18 protein-coding genes and 1 pseudogene are annotated in these 18417 nt (G+C 62.3%); 11 read left to right on the top strand and 8 right to left on the bottom strand.

From position 1 onward, the window contains the following. Window positions 1-7 precede the first annotated feature (7 nt). Window positions 8-448, bottom strand: coding sequence for a PaaI family thioesterase (locus ABD687_RS07825; RefSeq protein WP_264270467.1), 441 nt, complete (start codon window positions 446-448; stop codon window positions 8-10). A 114-nt stretch (window positions 449-562) separates the two neighbouring features. On the opposite strand from ABD687_RS07825, the gene paaZ reads away from it, so the two are divergent. From paaZ to ABD687_RS07810, 3 genes are all read left to right on the top strand, one after another. Continuing rightward, complete coding sequence (gene paaZ / locus ABD687_RS07820; protein ID WP_264270468.1) at window positions 563-2689, top strand: phenylacetic acid degradation bifunctional protein PaaZ; 2127 nt, start codon at window positions 563-565, stop codon at window positions 2687-2689. 238 nt (window positions 2690-2927) lie between these two features. Beyond that, window positions 2928-4172 (top strand): phosphotransferase, encoded by a 1245-nt coding sequence (locus ABD687_RS07815; protein ID WP_310292256.1) that lies wholly within the window; start codon window positions 2928-2930, stop codon window positions 4170-4172. 792 nt (window positions 4173-4964) lie between these two features. Next, window positions 4965-5429: an ASCH domain-containing protein gene (locus tag ABD687_RS07810; protein WP_302266425.1), complete on the top strand. Its 465-nt coding sequence runs from the start codon at window positions 4965-4967 to the stop codon at window positions 5427-5429. 126 nt (window positions 5430-5555) lie between these two features. Here the strand turns inward: ABD687_RS07810 and ABD687_RS07805 are convergent, their stop codons facing one another. Genes ABD687_RS07805 through ABD687_RS07795 form a run of 3 tightly spaced genes read right to left on the bottom strand, consistent with a single transcriptional unit; the run spans window position 5556 to window position 8086 of the window. After that, window positions 5556-6224, bottom strand: coding sequence for a response regulator transcription factor (locus ABD687_RS07805; RefSeq protein ID WP_310292259.1), 669 nt, complete (start codon window positions 6222-6224; stop codon window positions 5556-5558). Beyond that, a complete protein-coding gene (locus tag ABD687_RS07800) occupies window positions 6202-7713 on the bottom strand; it encodes a sensor histidine kinase (protein ID WP_264270471.1) in 1512 nt (503 codons plus the stop codon). The genes ABD687_RS07805 and ABD687_RS07800 overlap by 23 nt, the downstream gene beginning before the upstream one ends. Beyond that, a complete protein-coding gene (locus ABD687_RS07795) occupies window positions 7706-8086 on the bottom strand; it encodes a hypothetical protein (RefSeq protein ID WP_310292262.1) in 381 nt (126 codons plus the stop codon). The genes ABD687_RS07800 and ABD687_RS07795 overlap by 8 nt, the downstream gene beginning before the upstream one ends. Window positions 8087-8284: 198 nt before the next feature. On the opposite strand from ABD687_RS07795, the gene ABD687_RS07790 reads away from it, so the two are divergent. The 8 genes from ABD687_RS07790 (at window position 8285) to ABD687_RS07755 (ending at window position 12770) form a co-directional block, all read left to right on the top strand. Then, window positions 8285-8860, top strand: a complete 576-nt coding sequence (locus tag ABD687_RS07790) for a hypothetical protein (protein ID WP_007273072.1) — start codon at window positions 8285-8287, stop codon at window positions 8858-8860. A gap of 72 nt (window positions 8861-8932) precedes the next feature. Next, window positions 8933-9469, top strand: coding sequence for a dihydrofolate reductase family protein (locus ABD687_RS07785; RefSeq protein ID WP_007273071.1), 537 nt, complete (start codon window positions 8933-8935; stop codon window positions 9467-9469). 96 nt (window positions 9470-9565) lie between these two features. Continuing rightward, window positions 9566-10033 (top strand): hypothetical protein, encoded by a 468-nt coding sequence (locus ABD687_RS07780; protein WP_007273070.1) that lies wholly within the window; start codon window positions 9566-9568, stop codon window positions 10031-10033. Then, entirely contained in the window at window positions 10030-10359 is a 330-nt protein-coding gene (locus tag ABD687_RS07775; RefSeq protein WP_007273069.1) for a transcriptional regulator, read from the top strand. Before ABD687_RS07780 ends, ABD687_RS07775 begins: the two co-directional genes overlap by 4 nt. Window positions 10360-10404: 45 nt before the next feature. Beyond that, window positions 10405-10707 carry a hypothetical protein gene (locus tag ABD687_RS07770; protein WP_007273068.1) on the top strand — a complete coding sequence of 101 codons (303 nt, stop codon included), beginning with the start codon at window positions 10405-10407 and terminating at the stop codon, window positions 10705-10707. Window positions 10708-10822: 115 nt separating this feature from the next. Continuing rightward, on the top strand, window positions 10823-11548 hold the full coding sequence (locus ABD687_RS07765; protein WP_007273067.1) for a VIT1/CCC1 transporter family protein: 726 nt from the start codon (window positions 10823-10825) through the stop codon (window positions 11546-11548). Between the two features lie 110 nt (window positions 11549-11658). Continuing rightward, window positions 11659-11997 (top strand): MGMT family protein, encoded by a 339-nt coding sequence (locus ABD687_RS07760; RefSeq protein ID WP_207473698.1) that lies wholly within the window; start codon window positions 11659-11661, stop codon window positions 11995-11997. After that, window positions 11994-12770, top strand: a complete 777-nt coding sequence (locus ABD687_RS07755; RefSeq protein WP_264271887.1) for a LysR substrate-binding domain-containing protein — start codon at window positions 11994-11996, stop codon at window positions 12768-12770. Before ABD687_RS07760 ends, ABD687_RS07755 begins: the two co-directional genes overlap by 4 nt. A 468-nt stretch (window positions 12771-13238) precedes the next feature. Here the strand turns inward: ABD687_RS07755 and ABD687_RS07750 are convergent, their stop codons facing one another. The 4 genes and pseudogenes from ABD687_RS07750 to ABD687_RS07735 form a co-directional block, all read right to left on the bottom strand. Beyond that, window positions 13239-14741 (bottom strand): hypothetical protein, encoded by a 1503-nt coding sequence (locus tag ABD687_RS07750; protein ID WP_264271880.1) that lies wholly within the window; start codon window positions 14739-14741, stop codon window positions 13239-13241. Between the two features lie 228 nt (window positions 14742-14969). Then, window positions 14970-15746, bottom strand: a complete 777-nt coding sequence (locus tag ABD687_RS07745; protein WP_264271887.1) for a LysR substrate-binding domain-containing protein — start codon at window positions 15744-15746, stop codon at window positions 14970-14972. A 176-nt stretch (window positions 15747-15922) separates the two neighbouring features. Further along, a pseudogene (locus ABD687_RS07740) lies at window positions 15923-17125 on the bottom strand (IS256 family transposase); the annotation flags it as partial. Between the two features lie 45 nt (window positions 17126-17170). Next, window positions 17171-18382 carry an integrase catalytic domain-containing protein gene (locus tag ABD687_RS07735; RefSeq protein WP_007273073.1) on the bottom strand — a complete coding sequence of 404 codons (1212 nt, stop codon included), beginning with the start codon at window positions 18380-18382 and terminating at the stop codon, window positions 17171-17173. Between the last annotated feature and the right edge of the window lie 35 nt (window positions 18383-18417).

Genomic DNA, 18417 nt, shown 5'->3' with positions numbered 1-18417 from the left:
CGCGGGCTTACTTCCTGATGTCGATGATCAGGTTGGTGATCCGCAGGGTGCAGAGGCGCTCGCCGGCTTCGTTCTCAATCACAACCTGGTGGCTGGCCACGCGGCGGCCCAGGCTGATCGGGGTCGCTGTGATCGTGATCAAGCCGCTGCGGGCCCCCTTGTGGTGCGTCGCCGAAACGTCCACGCCCACTGCGGACTTGCCCATGGTTGAGGCGTGCTTGACGGCTGCCCAGGAACCCACCGCCTCGCCCACGGCCAGGGACGCCCCTCCGTGTAGCAGGCCGAATGATTGGCGGTTTCCCTCCACCGGCATGGTTGCCACGACCTTCTCGACTGACTCCTCGAGGATCTTGATGCCCATCTTGATATCCAGCTCGCCGAGGGCAATCTGCCACACTCCGCCAATCGACGTTTCGGGGGTGGGGGCGGTCGGGCGCTCTGCGCTCATGGATGTCAATCTCCTGTTTTGCGGGCTTGTTTGGCGCCCGGGACTCGTGGTGCTCTTCCCCATACTGTACTGTGGTTGCTAATACTGACCGATCGTTCAGGAAGGACCTTGTCGATGACGACTACTCCCATGGCTCCACTCGTTCCGAGCTTCATTCAAAACTCTTGGTGGACCCCGTCCGAGCCGGTTGGGGGTACCCCCGTGTTGGATGCCAACACAGGAGCGCCCCTGGCCACGGTCAACAGCGACGGGATGGATCTGGCCAAGGTCGTTGAGTATGGACGCACCGTCGGCCAGGCCGAACTGGGCAAGCTCACCTTGCACGAGCGCGCCCTCAAGCTCAAGGAACTTGCCACATTCCTCAATGACCGCCGCGAAGTGCTTTACGAAATCTCCTACCAAACCGGTGCGACCAAGATCGACTCGATGGTGGACATCGACGGCGGCATCGGCGTGCTGTTCACCTTCTCCTCCAAGGGCCGGCGCGAATTGCCGAACTCCAATGTCATCACCGACGGGACCATGGAGGTCCTTTCGCGCGACGGTTCCTTCGCCGGCGAACACATCTACACCCGGATTCCCGGTGTTGCAGCACAGATCAATGCCTTCAACTTCCCGGTTTGGGGAATGCTGGAGAAGTTCGCGCCCGCCTTCATCGCCGGTGTGCCGACCATTGCCAAGCCCGCCACCCCCACCGGCTACGTAGCCGAGGCCATGGTGCGCCTGATGGTCGAATCCGGCATCCTGCCCGAGGGATCCATCCAGCTGATCTCCGGCTCGGCCCGCACGCTGTTGGACGTGCTGGACTACCGCGACATGCTGTCCTTCACCGGATCGGCCTCCACTGCATTCTCGCTGAAATCCCACAAGAACGTCATCGAGGGCGGCGTGCGATTCACCGCTGAAACCGACTCCCTCAACGCCGCCATCCTCGGTCCCGACGCAGTGGTCGGCACCCCGGAATTCGACGCCTTCGTCAAGGCAGTCACCACGGAGATGACCTCCAAGGCGGGCCAGAAGTGCACCGCCATCCGGCGCAACATCGTGCCCGCCGCCCTCGTTGCCGACGTGGTCAAGGCCGTGGGCGAGCGCATCGATGAGCGTGTGGTCATCGGCGACCCGCGCGCCGAGGGCGTCACCATGGGGGCCCTCGCATCCCTGGAGCAGTTGCGCGACGTACGCGCCGCGGTCGAGGACATGATTGCCGCCGGCGGCGAAATCGCCTACGGAACCCTGGATGCACCGGTGGTTCGCACCACCGAGGGCGAAGAGAGAACCGTCGATGCCGGGGCCTTCATGTCCCCGCTGTTGCTCACCTGGGACGACGTGGAGAACGAGTCGGTGCACAGCCGCGAGGCCTTTGGCCCGGTTTCCTCGGTGATCGGCTACTCTGACCTGGACGACGCCGTACGCCTCGCCGCAAAGGGCTCCGGGTCCCTGGTGGCCACCGTATGCACCAATGACCCCGACACCGCGCGCGTCCTCACCACCGGCATCGCCTCGCACCACGGCCGTGTCCACATGCTCAACCGAGAGACAGCGCGCAGCTCCACCGGCCACGGATCCCCGGTTCCGCACTTGGTGCACGGCGGCCCCGGCCGTGCCGGCGGTGGCGAAGAACTCGGCGGCATCCGCTCGGTCATGCACCACATGCAGCGCACAGCCATCCAGGGCTCGCCGAACATGCTCACGGCAGTCACCGGCATATGGCACACGGGAGCCGACCGAGTCATTGCCGGCGACGCCGAGTTCGGCGCCGTCGAGGGGGCGATCCACCCGTTCCGCAAGTCGCTGGCCGAGCTGAAAATCGGCGATGCCTTTGCCTCGCCGCTGCGCAAGGTCAGCCTGGAGGAAATCACCGCCTTTGCCAACGAAACAGGGGACACCTTCTACGCACACACCGACCGTGCCGCGGCCGAGGCCAACCCGTTCTTCCCCGGCATCGTGGCCCACGGCTACCTTCTGGTCTCCTGGGCCGCGGGACTCTTCGTCCAGCCCGCACCGGGACCGGTCCTGGCCAACTACGGCCTGGAGAACCTGCGCTTCATCACGCCGGTGCCGGACGGGGACTCGATCCGGGTCACGCTGACCGCCAAGAAGATCACCCCGCGCGTCACCGACGAATACGGGGAAGTCGCCTGGGACGCTGTCATCAACAACCAGGATGGCGAGATCGTTGCCACCTATGACGTGCTGACCCTGGTGGAGAAGGAAAACGCCACCTACGCCAACTGGGCCTAGTACTCCTTGGCACTCACCTCAACGCGAACAAGCACCGATGGCCGACCGCCCAACTCCCCGTTCAAGGAGTCGGGCGGTCGGCCATCGGTTTCTGCGCCACCGGCAAAGGGACGCGCCCGTGGCGACCTTCCCGTGGCCCGCGTGGCACCGGATGTGAGAAGGTAGCGGGCAAAGGGAATTAGGCCAGCGCTGCCCCCGGCCGGCGCGACTTGCCGTGACGATGAGGAACGAGGGCTCGATGAATTCACCGGTGCTTCAGGATGCCGACGCATGGACCGAACGGGAGCAACTGGACTTCTTCGAATCGGCTGAACTGACGGACATCCTGGCCGATGTCGTCCGTCCGATGGGACTTGAGCATGCCAAGGTTTCCTTGGCGGAGTTGCACCATCGGCCCGGTGCCGGGGTCTCGGGAGTCTTTGAGGCCAGCAACGGATCGACGACCCTATACCTTGGCGCCACCGCGGAAAAACTGGAGAAGGTCCCGGAAGGTGCCGTGCGGCTGGACAGTGGCCAGGGCACCGTCGTCGTATGGCTGCATCCTGCAGATCCGCTGCTGCCCGGATTGCCGCTGGCGACCACTCCGGCATTGGTCGAGGAAAAGTGGGGTGGCGGCCGCGTGCTGGAGGAGCTGCGCACCTTGGCCTACCGCCCGCTGCGTCGGGCGGTTTTACTGGCCCGTTTTGGAGACGGCAACCAACTGTTCCTCAAGGTCCTGAGGAAGGATGCGCAACTTCTGCATGACAAGCACCTTGCCCTACTGCAGGCAGGCGTCCCGGCCCCCACGCCAGTAGGTCCGCCGATGGATGGTGTGCTGGCATTTCACCGGGCAAGGGGAGTGCCGCTGGCCGAAGACCTCATGCATGCCCCGGACCTGCCCCTGGATCCGAAACAGATCATCGGGCTTCTTGACTCGCTGCCTCAGGCCCTGATGGAGTTTCCCGCCAGGCCGGCCTGGTCGGACCGCCTGGGCTGGTACGGGCATGCGGCCCAGACCGCCGTGCCGGACCAAGCCGAAAACATCGCAGCCCTGATCCAGCGACTTGCCCACATCCTGGAGAACTCCCGCCGCGGCGAGCTGGTACCTAGCCATGGGGATTTCTACGAGGCCAACATCTTCGTCACCGACGGGACCATCACCGGGTTGTTGGATATTGATTCGGCCGGCCCCGGATATCTCGTCGACGACCTTGCCTGTTTTATCGGACACCTTGCGGTCTTGCCGGGTCTTGACGTGCGGTACGCACGGGTCGGGGACTATCTCGAACGGTATGCCAAGGCCTTCGAAGCGGAATTGGGCAACCGCGGGGTGTCTGCCAGCGGGCTCTATGCCCGGGCGGCTTGCGTGGTCCTTTCACTCGTGGCCGGCGCGCGGGATGAATCCAACCCCGACTGGCGTTTGGCGGCGATGGACCGATTGCGTCGGGTGGAAGAACTTGCAGGCCTAGCCCAGAGTGCCATGAGAACCGAACCAACCGGATAGTCGCTGGGCCAAAATGATGAACCTTTGGCTGGTTGCGTGGAATCCTCGTAGGGGTCTGATGCCAAGATGAGAACATTCTCATTCTTTTCTCCTCTACGGCTCACATTCAAAGGTCATGCTGGAATCAAGCAACCAGCTGAACAATGAACGGAAGGTTCGGAACCATGAAGAAGACACGTACATTTTGGTCAATCACCGGAGCTCTTGGCGTAGTTGCCCTTGGAGCCGGTGTCGCGGTAGCCCAGCCTGCCGTCGCCGTCAACGAATCGGTCGTGGTGCAGGAGCGCGCATCGCAACAGACTTCCTCCTCGGTAGAGCGGGTCGCAGCTGCGGCCGAAGTCTCCGCGCAAACTGCCGCATCTGCACAGTCGGCAGCGTCGCCGGTTTCGGCACAAACACCGGCTTCCCCGGTTACGGCACAGTCCCCGGTTTCTCCGGTGTCGCCGGTTACGGCCCAGTCGCCGGTTTCTCCGGTTTCCCCGGTCACGGCCCAGTCCCCGGTTTCTCCGGTATCGCCGGTTACGGCCCAGTCCCCGGTCTCACCTTTGTCTCCGCAGACCGCACCTTCGGCGGCCAGCGCCAGCTAACCGACGCGGACCCAGCGGATGCGGCGGGTACCGGTTTCTGAACCGGTACCCGCCGCAGGTGCGTCACCGGACCGGCAGCATCGGCAGGTTCCACGTCCAGCTCCGGGCCAGACATGTGCCGTACGTGGAACCGCCATGGCATGCTGAGTCTGTGAAACCACAAGACGCCGGTGAGCCATTCATTGACCGGGAAGCCGCTGCCCTGATGTGGGCCGAGTATTCAAATGCCAACCCGGATAGAGTTCGTCTTTGCCCGGAGTACACGGTCGAACGCTTCGGTGATTCGGCGGACCTGGCAGACGCGCTGCTGCATGAAGTGATCCATGGTCGCAAAAGAGCCACCTCGACGCTAGCCCGGGAGTTCCTGGATGACGGCCAGTCTCTTCCGCGCATCGGATCTCATTGGATCGCCTGCGACGGGTCGGGAACACCTCGGGTCATCCTGAAAAGCGTGGAGTTTCGGATCGGCGACTTCAACAGCGCCGATGCCGACTTCGCCAGGGATGAAGGCGAGGACGACAGGTCACTGGAGAGCTGGAGGACCGAACACCGCAAATACTGGCGGCGTACCGAAACCGCCCGCGGCCGCACCTGGAGTGAGGACGATGAGATCGTGTTCGAACGCTTTGTGCCGGTTTGGCCGCCTGCGCACGTGGGATTGCGGCCCTGACCCTCAAGTGGCGAATCGCCGATACCATCGCCACTGCACCTGATCTCCAATCAGGGACCGGAAGGAGCTGCCGCGGCCGCGGGGACTGTCACATCAGGTGTGAGGGGTCGCATGCCCGGCAGCGCTTCAGGACGGATCCTCGAAGCGGTACCCCATGCCACGCACCGTGGTGAACCATTCAGCGCCCAATTTGTTGCGCAAGTAGCGCACATACACGTCAACGACGTTTGACCCGGGATCGAAGTCATAGCCCCACACCCTGGATAGCAATTGCTCCCGGCTGAGCACCTGCCCGGGGTTTCGCATGAAGGCCTCGGCCAGCCCGAATTCCCTGGCCGACAGGTCGATCTCGCGACCGTGCAGACGCGTCCGGCGGCTCCCGAAATCGAGTTCCAGCGGGCCGACTCGAATCACCTGCTCCTCGTGCACCGCCGCCTGCGGACGCAGCCGCAGCCGCACCCGGGCCAGGAGCTCCTCGAACCGGAAGGGCTTGGCCATGTAGTCGTCCGCGCCTCCTTCGAGCCCCGCAACAGTGTCGTCGATGCTCGAACGCGCCGTGAGAATGATGACGGGGGTATCGGCGTTGGTGGAGCGGATGCGCGCAAGAACCGAGAAACCGTCCTCGTCGGGCAATCCAAGATCCAGGACGATCAGCTCGAAGTCTCCGGTCTGGGCAAGGTACCCGCCCTCCTTGCCTGTGTCGGCGACGGTCGGGGCGAAGCCAGCGGCCTTGAGGCCCTTGGCGACAAAGGAACTGATGCGGTCCTCGTCCTCAATGATCAGTATTCGGCTCATCTTCTTCTTTCTCCGGGGCAATGGGGATTTCAATGACGAAGGTCGAGCCAACGCCCACATCGGAGCTGACCCCGATGCTTCCTCCGTGTGCTCCGGCAATCGCCGAGACGATGTTCAGTCCCAGTCCGGAACCCTCTGTGCGTTTGGAATTGTGGCCACGGCCAAAGCGTTCGAAAATTCGCTCCTGGTCAGTCACTGCGATCCCGACTCCCTCGTCGCGGACCCAGAACCGCAGGACCTCGTTGCCGGAGTCCGTCGTGATGTTGGTTCCCATGGTAATTGTGGACCCGTCGGCGGAAAACTTGACGGCGTTGGAGCACAATTGCAGCATCGCCTGGGTGATGCGCTGTGGATCGACATCGGCAGTGGCCTCGACCCTGTGGCCGATCCTCCAGACACGGTCGCCGAGCGGACGCGCCTTGTCCAACAAGTCGTCGAGCAGGGTGCCGATGTTCGTGGCGGCAGGCTGGACGAAGTCGACCCTGTTGGAGTTCGCCAGGGTGACCAGGTCGTTGATGAGGAAGGACATTCGGTCCAGTTCCGCCAGCGCGATGTCCCGTGACTGGTTGACGTCTTCTGGATCCAAGGGGTCCATGAGCTCAAGGTGCCCCTGCACGATGGTCACCGGCGTTCTGAGCTCGTGGCCCACGTCGTCAAGGAGCTGGCGCTGGGAAACCATGGCGTTCTCCACGCGGTCCAGCATGGCGTTGACCGTCATCGTGAGTTCGGCGAGGTCGTCGCGTCCGACCACTTTGATGCGCTGGGACAGGTCCGATTCGGAAATCTTCCGGGCGGTGTCGCGCAGCAGGGCCACGGGGCGCAGGAACCTGCCCACCAGCAACCAGCCGGCCGCTCCTGCCACCAGCAAGATGGCAAGGCCGACCGCCACATACATGAGGAAGCCGCGATTCAGGGCCTGCCGCTCGGCGGTGTAGTCGTAGGCAAGGAACAGGTGGGCAGGTGGTTGGGGCTGGGCGAGGGTCAGCGGAATGCTCACCACGCGATAGGTGGCCTTGGCAGTGGGCACCGTTTGGAGCATGACCCTTTCGTCCGGGGCGGAGTTCACCGCCCAGGCGATGAATTCCGGGTCGTTTTCCGGGCGCAGCTGGACGATCTCGGGGGCGGTCCACCGCACGTCGTTGTTGACCATGCTCAGCATGCCCTCGTGCTTGGCCGGCAGGGTCTGCTGCATGGCGGTGTACAGCAGGGCCTCGGCCGTGAGCGGTGCGGAAGCGGTTGCCGATTCGGAACTGCGGGCGGCCAGCACCTGGAATTCCTGGACGCTGCGCTTGAGCGAGTCGTCGATGCGGGCGTCCATGGTGCGAACCTGCAGGAGATAGACCACGGTGCCCGTGACGGCGAACGCCAAGGTGATCAGTCCAAGCATGCCCGCAAGCACGCGGGTGCGCACGGAGAACCCTCGCCGGGCAACGCGTGTGCTGGCGAAGAACCTTGCCAGATGCCGGGCGAGTCGGGTGATCCTAGTCATCGTCGTCATCCGGCTCTTCGAAGTCATCATCGTCGTCATCGTCGTCGTCGTCCACAGAGGACGGGGGAAGCGGCTTGACGGGTGCCGACTTGCTGGGCAGGACCGGCGGCTTTGGCGAAGGCTTGACGGAGGGCTTGGCCGGGGGCTTCGACGATTTGGTGGGCGAGGGAGCGGTTGGCTTCGGCTTGGGAGTGGGATCCACGGACGAGGACGACGGGTTGGACGGTGTCGGACCCTCCTCGACGGTGATTGCCGGGCCCAGATTGACAGCAGGGGGAGCAGTGAGTCCCAGCGCCACCACATAGGTCCCCAGCCCCAAGGTCAAGAACACCGCCAGCCAGGCCACGATCTTGCCAGTTTTTCCCAATCCCATGCCCACTAGTATGGCTGAGAATGATGAGACCCAAATGAGAAGGGTGAAACGGCCGGGTCGAACCGGGAGGGATCACTCACCACGTGGCATCGGGACGCCCATTGCTGGATCTCCGCGCCCGGCATCAGCGCACGGGGTGTGACCATGCATTTTTACGCCCGCTAAGCGCCAGAGCTTTGGCAGTGTTACTCTTTGGGCATGGTGGTACGCCGTTTGGAAAGCCTTGGTCTGATTATCGGACCCTTGCTGTTCGCCCTGTCACCGCTCTTCTGGATCGACGGACACTATGGAGTGACCGGCGGGCTTCTCATTGCCATAGCCGCCGTGCCCTGGGTGTACGGACTCATTGGGGAATACAACGCCCTCCGCCCCCGGTTTCCCCTTCTGTCGGGGCTATGGATGCTTCTGGTGCTGATCGGCATGTTCGGCACCGTCGCGTTCGGGCTGCAAGGCGTGTTTGAGAGTGTGTTCGGTATCACCGAGTTTCGCTCGCTAGCTACTTTCGACATCTACCCACTCCCGGTGGCTATTGTGCTGATTCTGGCCGGACCGCTCTTTCCGGTCGCGCTTTTGTCCTTGGGCGCAATGCATTGGTGGACCGGGCTCACGCCCCGCTGGAGCGCTGTGTTGTTGGTATTTGCGGCGGCTGCGTTCCCGGTTGCGCGGATATCTCGATCTGTCCCAGTTGCGTTCATCGCTGACCTCGTCATGCTCGCAGCCTTCTGTGTGGTCGCCTGGTTTGCCTGGCATCGAAGGGACGAGGAATCCATATAACTTGCGGCTTGCGCTCAATGATGCAGAACTCTGACCCTGATTTCCAGAACATCGCAAGAAAGGTGCGCTCCCATGACCACCCACTTCTATACTGCTTCAAGCCTCGACGGGTTCATCGCCACCCCCGAGCATTCCCTTGAGTGGCTGTTCAAGCAGGACTTCGATTTCGAAGGCCCCATGGCATACCCAGAGTTCGTGAAAGGAATTGGCGCTCTCTTCATGGGTGCTTCCACGTATGAGTGGCTACTGAGCAACCAAGATGAGTGGGGCTACGAGCAGCCGGTCTGGGTATTCACTCATCGCGACCTGCCCGTTCCAGAAGGCGCAGATATCCGCTTTGTTCAGGGTTCAGTGACGCAGGCTCACGCAGAGGCCGTCCTAGCTGCGCAGGGAAAAGATATTTGGGTGGTGGGCGGTGGCGACCTTGCTGGCCAGTTCGCAGATGCTGAGCTACTCGACGAAGTCTGGGTACAGTTCGCGCCGGTAACACTTGGTTCCGGCCAGCCTCTCCTTCCGCGAAATCTGCAACTCGAAATCATTGACCACGCTCGCAATCGCGATTTCATTTGCATTCGATACCGGGTACTCCGAGAGACGCCTCACCCGTAGATCTTGAAATCCGCCGCAGACTCGCGCGCAGGCAGGAAGTGATCCACAGAATCGATCACTTGACAGACTGGAAAGTGATAGCTTAATCTTTCCAACATGGAAAGTAATGAGATTCAACAACAGCTCCGCGAGGCCGAGCGGGCAGCCGCCGCGCCCCATATCGCTCTCCCCAGGTCCCCCTGGTGGCACACTCTCCTGATCAGCCTCACGGGTCCAGCCCTCGTGCTGCTCGTGACGCAAACGCAGGGATTGTTTTCCGAGCGCACCCCTTTGGGGTCTATCCCGACCCTTACGATCGTGCTCATTGCACTTGTCGTGATCCTCGACCAAAGAAAACGCCGCGGCGTCACCCCAAAGGGCAAGGCTCCCCAAGAAATCCGCCGAGTTTTCAACTGGTACTTACTCGGCACGATCATACTCATAGCAGGCGTCTTCGCGCTGGCCGTCACGAGTTCACTCTGGGTAAGCATTCCGGTAAGTTTCGTGGCATGCCTGGGTGGGCTGACCTGGTTCGGCATCGCCTACGAGCGGGCTGCCGATCGTGTACGGGTTCGACTGGCATGATTTCCGACCTCGACCCGGTCATTCACGCGCCCAAACGGCTCGCGCTTATGGCACTGCTTGCCCACGCTCAAGACGCAGATTTCGGGTTTGTGCGCGATGCATTGGGGGTCAGCGATTCCGACCTCTCCAAGCAGGCCACTGCTCTGACTGAGGCCAGCTACATCACGGTCGCCAAGGCGGGCCGCGGGCGAGGCGGCACGACCACATTTCGAATCACCAAGCAAGGTCGCACCGCGTACGAAAAACATCGGGCCGCACTAGAAGCCTTGCTCGCGGGGAGCAATTTCAGCGTCTCGTCTGACAGCACTGTAGCTAAGGAGTCGTAGCCAGACGGCATGGCACTCATCAGGCCTCCCGAATAAGCTTCAACCATGACCGATTCACAACCACAGAACGCATCCGGCTCAGTTTCTCCGAGGATCGGCCTGCCCGGTATCGCCGCAATCTTCTTTACGCTCACGCCGATCCTCTTGATTCTCGGCTGGATGATCTTCATGGGCACCTCAAGCCGTGATTTCTTCTCCGGAGCCCCCTTTCAAGCCATGCTCGGAACGTTTTTGATCTTGATCGGCCTATTGTGCCTGTTCTCTGCGCTTCTGCTTGTGGGAGTTCGTGTCATCGCCCAACAGCACCTCAACGTGCTCGTTCAGCTCAGCAGCCCCCGCCCGGAGTAACAAACTGGGCCATTCACGGAGGAAATCTTCGTCGTGACGCAGTCGATTTGCGCGGCCCGACCACCTTCAAAAACGGGTTCTCACGCATCGAGAATGATTGCTAACGTTGCCTCACGTGAAGGAAATCAACATCGCAAACCCACACGAGTACGACCACACTCACTCGTCCTCCGCCGGGTCTGGGTGGCTTCGCGCTTCGGTGTTCGGTGCGATGGACGGCCTCGTCTCAAACACCGGCCTCATTTCAGGTATTGCCGCAGCAGGCGCTTCCCCTGGCATTATCGCGATCACCGGTATCTCGGGCCTCATCTCTGGCGCGATCTCAATGGCGCTTGGCGAATACACCTCCGTGCGGACGCAGAACGAGCAGCTTCAAGTTGAGATCGACACCGAGCGCGACGCCCTCACTCGCAATCCAGAAGGCGAGGAGGCCGAACTCTCGATCATGTTCGAGTCGCTCGGCATGCACCCTAGTACAGCTCGCGATGCCGCTTCACAGGTGCACGCGAACACCGAACAGGCGCTCAGAGTGCACCTCGCGCACGAACTTGGCTTGAGCCCCGACGAAAAGCAATCGCCGAGGGTGGCGGCAATCGCATCTCTTGTCTCCTTTAGCGTGGGTGCGATTATCCCGGTCCTTCCGTTCCTGATCGGCTTCGGAACCCTCGGGTGGGGGCTCCTCTTCGGCGGAGTGGGTCTTCTCGCTGCGGGCTTCGCTGCCGCAAAGTTCACTGACCGCAACCCCTTCGCGAGCGCGGGCCGCCAGCTGCTCTTCGGCGGCATCGCCGTCGCGGCCACCTATGGCATTGGTACGCTCCTCGGGGTCTCACAACTCGGTTAATCGGCGAAGATCGAGCCCACACTCTTCAGCAGCGCCCAATTGGCTTGGTGATCCTCAAAATCACGCGATCCTCGCAATTCGAATCTCTGCTGTGGCCGTAGGCTTAACGCATGCCAAGCCCGGAGTTCGTCGACGCAGTGCTCGACGTCATCAGGCGCATCCCGCCAGGGCGCGTCATGACATACGGTGACATTGCGCACGCACTTGGGTCCAACGCTCCGCGGGCAGTCGGTCGAGTGCTCGCCTACTACGGCCACGCCGTCACCTGGTGGCGAGTCGTGCCGGCGAGTGGACTGCCACCGCAGGGACACAGTCGTCTCGCCCTTCCCCACTACCTTGAAGAGGGCACACCGCTCAGGTGCCAGGTATCGGAGGACGACTACCGCATCGCTCTGTCATCGGCCCGACTCAGCTACGATCATGAAATTTACTCGGAGGTTGCCCCTTGAACCGTAATGCCCCACGACGAGGCGCATCAAAAGGCAGCCCTCTGAGGTCGATCAAGCGACCGCAGTCAGCTGGCAAGAAGGCCGGGGCCGCCTCGAAAAAGCAGGCCGCTGCCAAGGCAACGCCCAAACCGGAACGGGTGGAGCTGCCGACGCTGCAGCTCGGCTTCGTGCGCGGCGTGGCCCCAAGCAAGTGGGCCGAGCGTTGGGCGCGAGCAGTGCGAGAACAACCGTTGGAACTCGTGCCTGTGGACCTGCACGAGGTTGAGAACGCCCGCACAGAGTTCGATGTATTGCTAGAACGAGTTGCACCCGGAGCTATTCCCGCGGGAAGCGAGGCGGCAGCGCGCACCCGGCACGCGATGCACCTCTACAACGAGACCATCGCTCTTGTGGTTCCGGCAGATCACGAGCTCGCGAAGCTGGGAGAGATTGATCTCGAGGATCTCTCCTTATTGACGCTCCTCGCACACCCGGATCACTTCGCCGAGTGGCCCGAACCCCAGGAGTGGAAAGACCCTTCTTGGACGCCACGAAACGCCAAGGCAACACTCGAGCTCGTAGCGACTGGGCTCGGCGGCGCGCTCATGGCGCAGCCCCTGGCCAGGCACCTCTCTAACAAGCGTGTGCACGCCGTGATTCCGGTCACACACAATGGGGAAACGCTTCTGCCTGGAACTGAAATCTGGGCAAGCTGGCGCATTGAACGGGACGGACCTGACGTGCAGCACCTCGTCGGGGTGCTTCGTGGCCGCACTGCTCGAAGCAGCAGGTAGAAGCAATCCCGCCCACTGGGCATCTCTCTTGACTCGCTGCGTTCGGGCCGACGCGCGACTCCCCACCTGCAACCCCGACCATAACTGCCGCCAAAAGCAGCAACCCGCAAGTGCCGGAAATGATCAACGTCTCCGCGCCAGACTCTGGGTCGCGATGGAGCAGTGATTCGATCCACCAATAAGTGCCGGCCCTGTCTACTTGGACTCCGGGAGAGGTGTAGCGCTCGCCGCTGTGAGGTCCGGCAGTTACGGCAATTGGTTCGGTGCGGCCGGCAAGATTCTCCATCGTGCACACCGCCTCACCGTTCAGCGCGTCTACCTCGGCCTGAGTCCAGGCAGTGTCGGTGAGCTCACCATTTTGATCGTGTTTGAGGTCTCCCGCCACCGGCGACTTGAACACCTCAAAGGTGAGTTCAGAGCCTGCCGGCACCGAGCCATCTACAATCGCGACATCGGTAATCGTGTCACCTACTGTGGCTTGTGGCTGCGCTTCCGTGCGCACCTCGGGGTGCACGATCCTCGCCGATTCTTCGGGTATGCCGAAATCGTCGCATCTCTCCTCCCAAAATCCCTGCGCACGCGGCAGCCTAGTTCCGCGTTAGGTTTTAGGCAGTTATCGGCGCCGATGATCGAGGGATCTTGGTCAGCGCCATCAATGTCCCACTTGTACGTGTAGTAACCCTGTTCAAGGATCTCATCGTCAAAAAGGAATGAGTAGGTTTGTGGGCTTGACTGATCCCGAGCTGGATCGGTTGTGAACGTCCCGCGTGCAGCGACGGGTGCACCTACCGGCGCCTCAGATGAAGGGTTCAGAGCGGGATCGCTGAGGTACGGACCGTAAGCCGTAACCTTGGCTTTGACCGGCATCCATTCGTGCGATCCATCCGTAGCTAGTCGCCAGCGCCATTCTCCGCTCGTGCCGGTATCAGCGGCGGTAGCAGCGAACGTGATGTCGTCGCTGTGCTGCTCGCCGACACTCACGAACTTGCTGCTCACGAGGCTTGACACTTCAGGAGCCCAAGTTGTGTCGAGTTCAACCGTAACGGCCTCAAATGGCCGTGCCCGTGAGGATTCGACCGACACCGAGGATTGCGAGTTGCCTCCGTCGCCCCAAAGCACGGTGGTAGGAATTTCGAGATACTCACCAGAAAACGACACCCGGTAATACCGGTCCCAACTCTCAGCGGGAGGCAGACCTTGCCACGAAAGAGACGTGCCGGCGGGGGAGCCGTTTCCTTCCCACGTCCGAGAAGTGGTGCCATCAGAAAACTCACCGCTCTCGATCTGCAGAGACAGGGTGCCGACAGGAATAGAAACGGAACCGGAGTACGCGCTTGTTGGTGACACAGAGATGGCGGTTGAACTCGAACCAACCTCGTGGCTTTGCCGGGCATAGGTCCACGAAGCGGCCTCGGCCATCAGCCTTTGCGACAGGGCGACTACGTCGGGGCCGACAGAGTTTCGCACGCGTGCAAGTTCTGCCTCATATCCGGAGCTGCCCCGCCCGTCGGCACCTCGAATCTCCCACACGGCGAGTGCCACAGCAGCAGCCTGGAGGTTGTCGTTTGTCTGCCCATAGCGCGCAATCACGAACGTGATCTGTTGTAGGGGCGCACCCTCAGTGGTCGCGACCGACACCCCGCCTGAGCTGTTGCCGGGAATTGTGGAGCTTCCTACAAAGACGGGGACCTTGGGGCCAGATCGGACCCAGGGTTCTGCGCAATACACGTAACGGCCGTCAACCACGAACGCCCCGGCACCGTGTACATGAATCCCGTTGCCCCAGTTTACGCCGGGGCCGTGGTGGTTATCGATTGCGTGTGCTGGGGATGTGAGATCAGAAGGCGAGGGTGTCGTGGCGATCGCTCCTCCAAAGAGAAATGCGCCGAGGATCAGCGCGGTGAAACGAAGATAAATCCGGTGGCGCGAAGACCACCTTGTCTGACGCTCTGAGATGGTTTGGTGCTCCAAAGAGTCCTCCTTTAGTGGGTAAGAGGCAGTCCATGTTGCGCGTTCGGGCGCACAAATGGCTGCTACTTACTAGACGAGGAGGCGCGCGCAGTCTCGTTTCACCGCAATTACGGTTACAGCTCGGGTTGCTGCTTTTGGCGGCAGTTATGGTCGGGGTTGCAGGTGGGGAGTCGCGCGTCGGCCCGAACGCAGCGAGTCAAGAGAGATGCCCAGTGGGCGGGATTGCTTCTACCTGCTGCTTCGAGCAGTGCGGCCACGAAGCACCCCGACGAGGTGCTGCACGTCAGGTCCGTCCCGTTCAATGCGCCAGCTTGCCCAGATTTCAGTTCCAGGCAGAAGCGTTTCCCCATTGTGTGTGACCGGAATCACGGCGTGCACACGCTTGTTAGAGAGGTGCCTGGCCAGGGGCTGCGCCATGAGCGCGCCGCCGAGCCCAGTCGCTACGAGCTCGAGTGTTGCCTTGGCGTTTCGTGGCGTCCAAGAAGGGTCTTTCCACTCCTGGGGTTCGGGCCACTCGGCGAAGTGATCCGGGTGTGCGAGGAGCGTCAATAAGGAGAGATCCTCGAGATCAATCTCTCCCAGCTTCGCGAGCTCGTGATCTGCCGGAACCACAAGAGCGATGGTCTCGTTGTAGAGGTGCATCGCGTGCCGGGTGCGCGCTGCCGCCTCGCTTCCCGCGGGAATAGCTCCGGGTGCAACTCGTTCTAGCAATACATCGAACTCTGTGCGGGCGTTCTCAACCTCGTGCAGGTCCACAGGCACGAGTTCCAACGGTTGTTCTCGCACTGCTCGCGCCCAACGCTCGGCCCACTTGCTTGGGGCCACGCCGCGCACGAAGCCGAGCTGCAGCGTCGGCAGCTCCACCCGTTCCGGTTTGGGCGTTGCCTTGGCAGCGGCCTGCTTTTTCGAGGCGGCCCCGGCCTTCTTGCCAGCTGACTGCGGTCGCTTGATCGACCTCAGAGGGCTGCCTTTTGATGCGCCTCGTCGTGGGGCATTACGGTTCAAGGGGCAACCTCCGAGTAAATTTCATGATCGTAGCTGAGTCGGGCCGATGACAGAGCGATGCGGTAGTCGTCCTCCGATACCTGGCACCTGAGCGGTGTGCCCTCTTCAAGGTAGTGGGGAAGGGCGAGGTCAAGCCCCAGGTAGTGGTGTAGCGCAGTGTCCTTCGATTGTGATGGTTAGGCGCTGAGTTGAAGGACGGTGTCGGCGATCACCTCAGTTCCGGTGTCGGAGACGAGGCAGAGCCGGGATCTAGCGAGGATGTCGAGTCCGAGGTAGCGGCGGCCCTCGGCCCATTCGTCGGTCTGCTCAGCAAGAACAGCCCCGACGAGTCGGATGATCGCGTCGCGGTTTGGGAAGATGCCGACGCTGTCGGTGCGGCGACGGATCTCCCGGTTCAGCCTCTCGTTCGGGTTGTTTGACCAGATCTGTTGCCAAAGCCCCTCGGGGAACTGGGTGAAGGCGAGGATGTCGGCTCTGGCGGCGTCGAGGTGCTCATACGCGTCGGGGAGCTTTCCGTTGACATAGTCCAGGAGACGGTCGAACTGCGCGTTCACGGCCGCGGCGTCGGGCTGGTCGTAGACCGAATGGAGCATCGCCTTCACTGCCGGCCACATGCTCTTCGGCGTCACCGACATGAGGTTCGCGGCGTAGTGCGTGCGGCAACGCTGCCAAGACGCGCCGGGCAGGTTCGCGGCGATCGCTTCCACGAGCCCTTGGTGCGCGTCACTGGTGACGAGGCGAACGCCAGTCAGCCCGCGGGCGACGAGATCAGCGAAGAAACTGTTCCAGGCCGCTCCGGTCTCACTGGTCGCGACCCGCAACCCGAGGACCTCCCGCCGCCCGTCAGCGTTGACGCCAGTGGCGACCAGGACGACGGCATTGATCACCCGGCCGCCCTCGCGGACCTTCATCGTCAGCGCGTCAGCGGCGACGAACGTGAACGGACCCGCGTCGCCAAGTGGCCGGTGACGGAACTGTTCGACGTGCTCGTCGAGCTCGGCGGCCATGCGAGAGACTTGCGACTTCGACAACGAGTGAATGCCGAGGGTCTTGACGAGTTTGTCCATCCGGCGGGTGCTCACTCCGGCGAGGTAGCAGTCGGCCACAACGGTGATCAGCGCGGACTCGGCGCGCTTGCGTCGTTCCATGAGCCACTCTGGGAAATAGGTGCCCTGGCGGAGCTTCGGGATCGCAACATCGATGGTGCCGACGCGGGTGTCGAGGTCGCGGTGCCGGTAGCCGTTGCGCTGCGTGACACGGTCGGGGCTGGGTTTGCCCCATTCGGCACCGACGACGGCGTCTGCGTCGGCGGACAGGAGCGCGTTGATCATGGTTTGCAAGAGATCTCGCATCAGATCTGGCGACGCGTCGCCGAGGGCCGCCTTGCCTCATGTCAATATGCTCGCGAAATAATCCCGCATGCCTCAACTAATTTGCTCGCCAAATAGGGCATCCCCGGACTGCGCGCGCATCTTGGCCCGGTTGATGAGATGGTTCTGGATGGCATTGATGCGGCGAGTGATGGCCGCCGGATTCAGGTCCCCGTGGATGCCCGCCAGGGCCTTGGCATGTTCCGGGTCCATGGCCTCCAGATCCATGATGCGCTGGTACGCGGTCCGCGGCCGGTCATAAGTCCGCTTCCTGCGACCCGAACGTGCGGTGCCGTAGCCGTTGGCCTTGACCATCGGCAGCAGGTGGTTCTTGCGCTGGTTCACCAGCGCCCAGAGCTCATTGAGCAGGGCCATCTCCTCCGGACCCTCGTAGCGGAACCTGAAGGCATGGCGACGGACCCAATCCCGATTTCGCTGCTCGACATGCGCATTGTCGTTATGCTTATACGCCCGCGCCCTAGTCAGATCAATGTTTCGTTCCTGCGCCCACTCGATGAGCTGGGTGTTGATGAATTCACCGCCATTGTCGAAATCCAGGGCCCGCATCGGGTAGGGCAGGGACCGGACCAGCAGGTCGACCCCGGCCACGACATGGCTGTGCGCACGGTTTTTCACACACGTGTTCACGGTCCACCCGGTGAACACATCTGTCAGGGTGATCGAATACAGGAACTCGCCCTTGAGGCTGTGTCCGCAGTGGGCGACGGTGTCGATCTCGAAGAACCCCGGTTCCTGCTCCATGGGCGTGCCCGACCACCGCACCGGGATCTCCGAACGCAGCATCGCCCCGGGCTTGGTCGAGGACAGTGCCGAGGGGTATCGAGCGGCGCGCAACGGCTTCAGATACCGATCCATCGTGGAGGCCGACATGGATAGCAGCTCGTCCCTGACCTCGTCGGTCAGCAGTCCCGCCACTGTCCCGAGTTCGTCGAAGCGTTCCAAACGCTCGAGCTCGTCGGCCATGATCGGAGCCAAGTATTTCCCGCAGGGCTCTCCGGAAAGCGTCCAGATTCGTTCCAGGAGCTTGAGGGCCGCCGGCCCGTACTTGCGGGGCCTGCGCCGCGGCAGGGGCTTCGGAATCCCGCGTGCGGGCTTACGCAGTTCCGTGGCCAGACGCCGGCGGGCGTTGGCCCTTGACCAGCCGGTCGATGCGCACAGGTAGTCGAGCATCACGCCCTTCTGTCCCTTGGTCCCTTTCGCATACTCGGCGGCGAAGCCGCTGACGAGCTCTCGCCGGGTGTGCATCGATATCCCCTGTTTCATCTCCCCAGCACAGCCTG

Origin of the sequence: Paeniglutamicibacter sulfureus, assembly GCF_039535115.1 — a bacterium.
Classification (GTDB): domain Bacteria; phylum Actinomycetota; class Actinomycetes; order Actinomycetales; family Micrococcaceae; genus Paeniglutamicibacter; species Paeniglutamicibacter sulfureus.
This window is presented reverse-complemented; position numbering and strand designations above follow the sequence as displayed.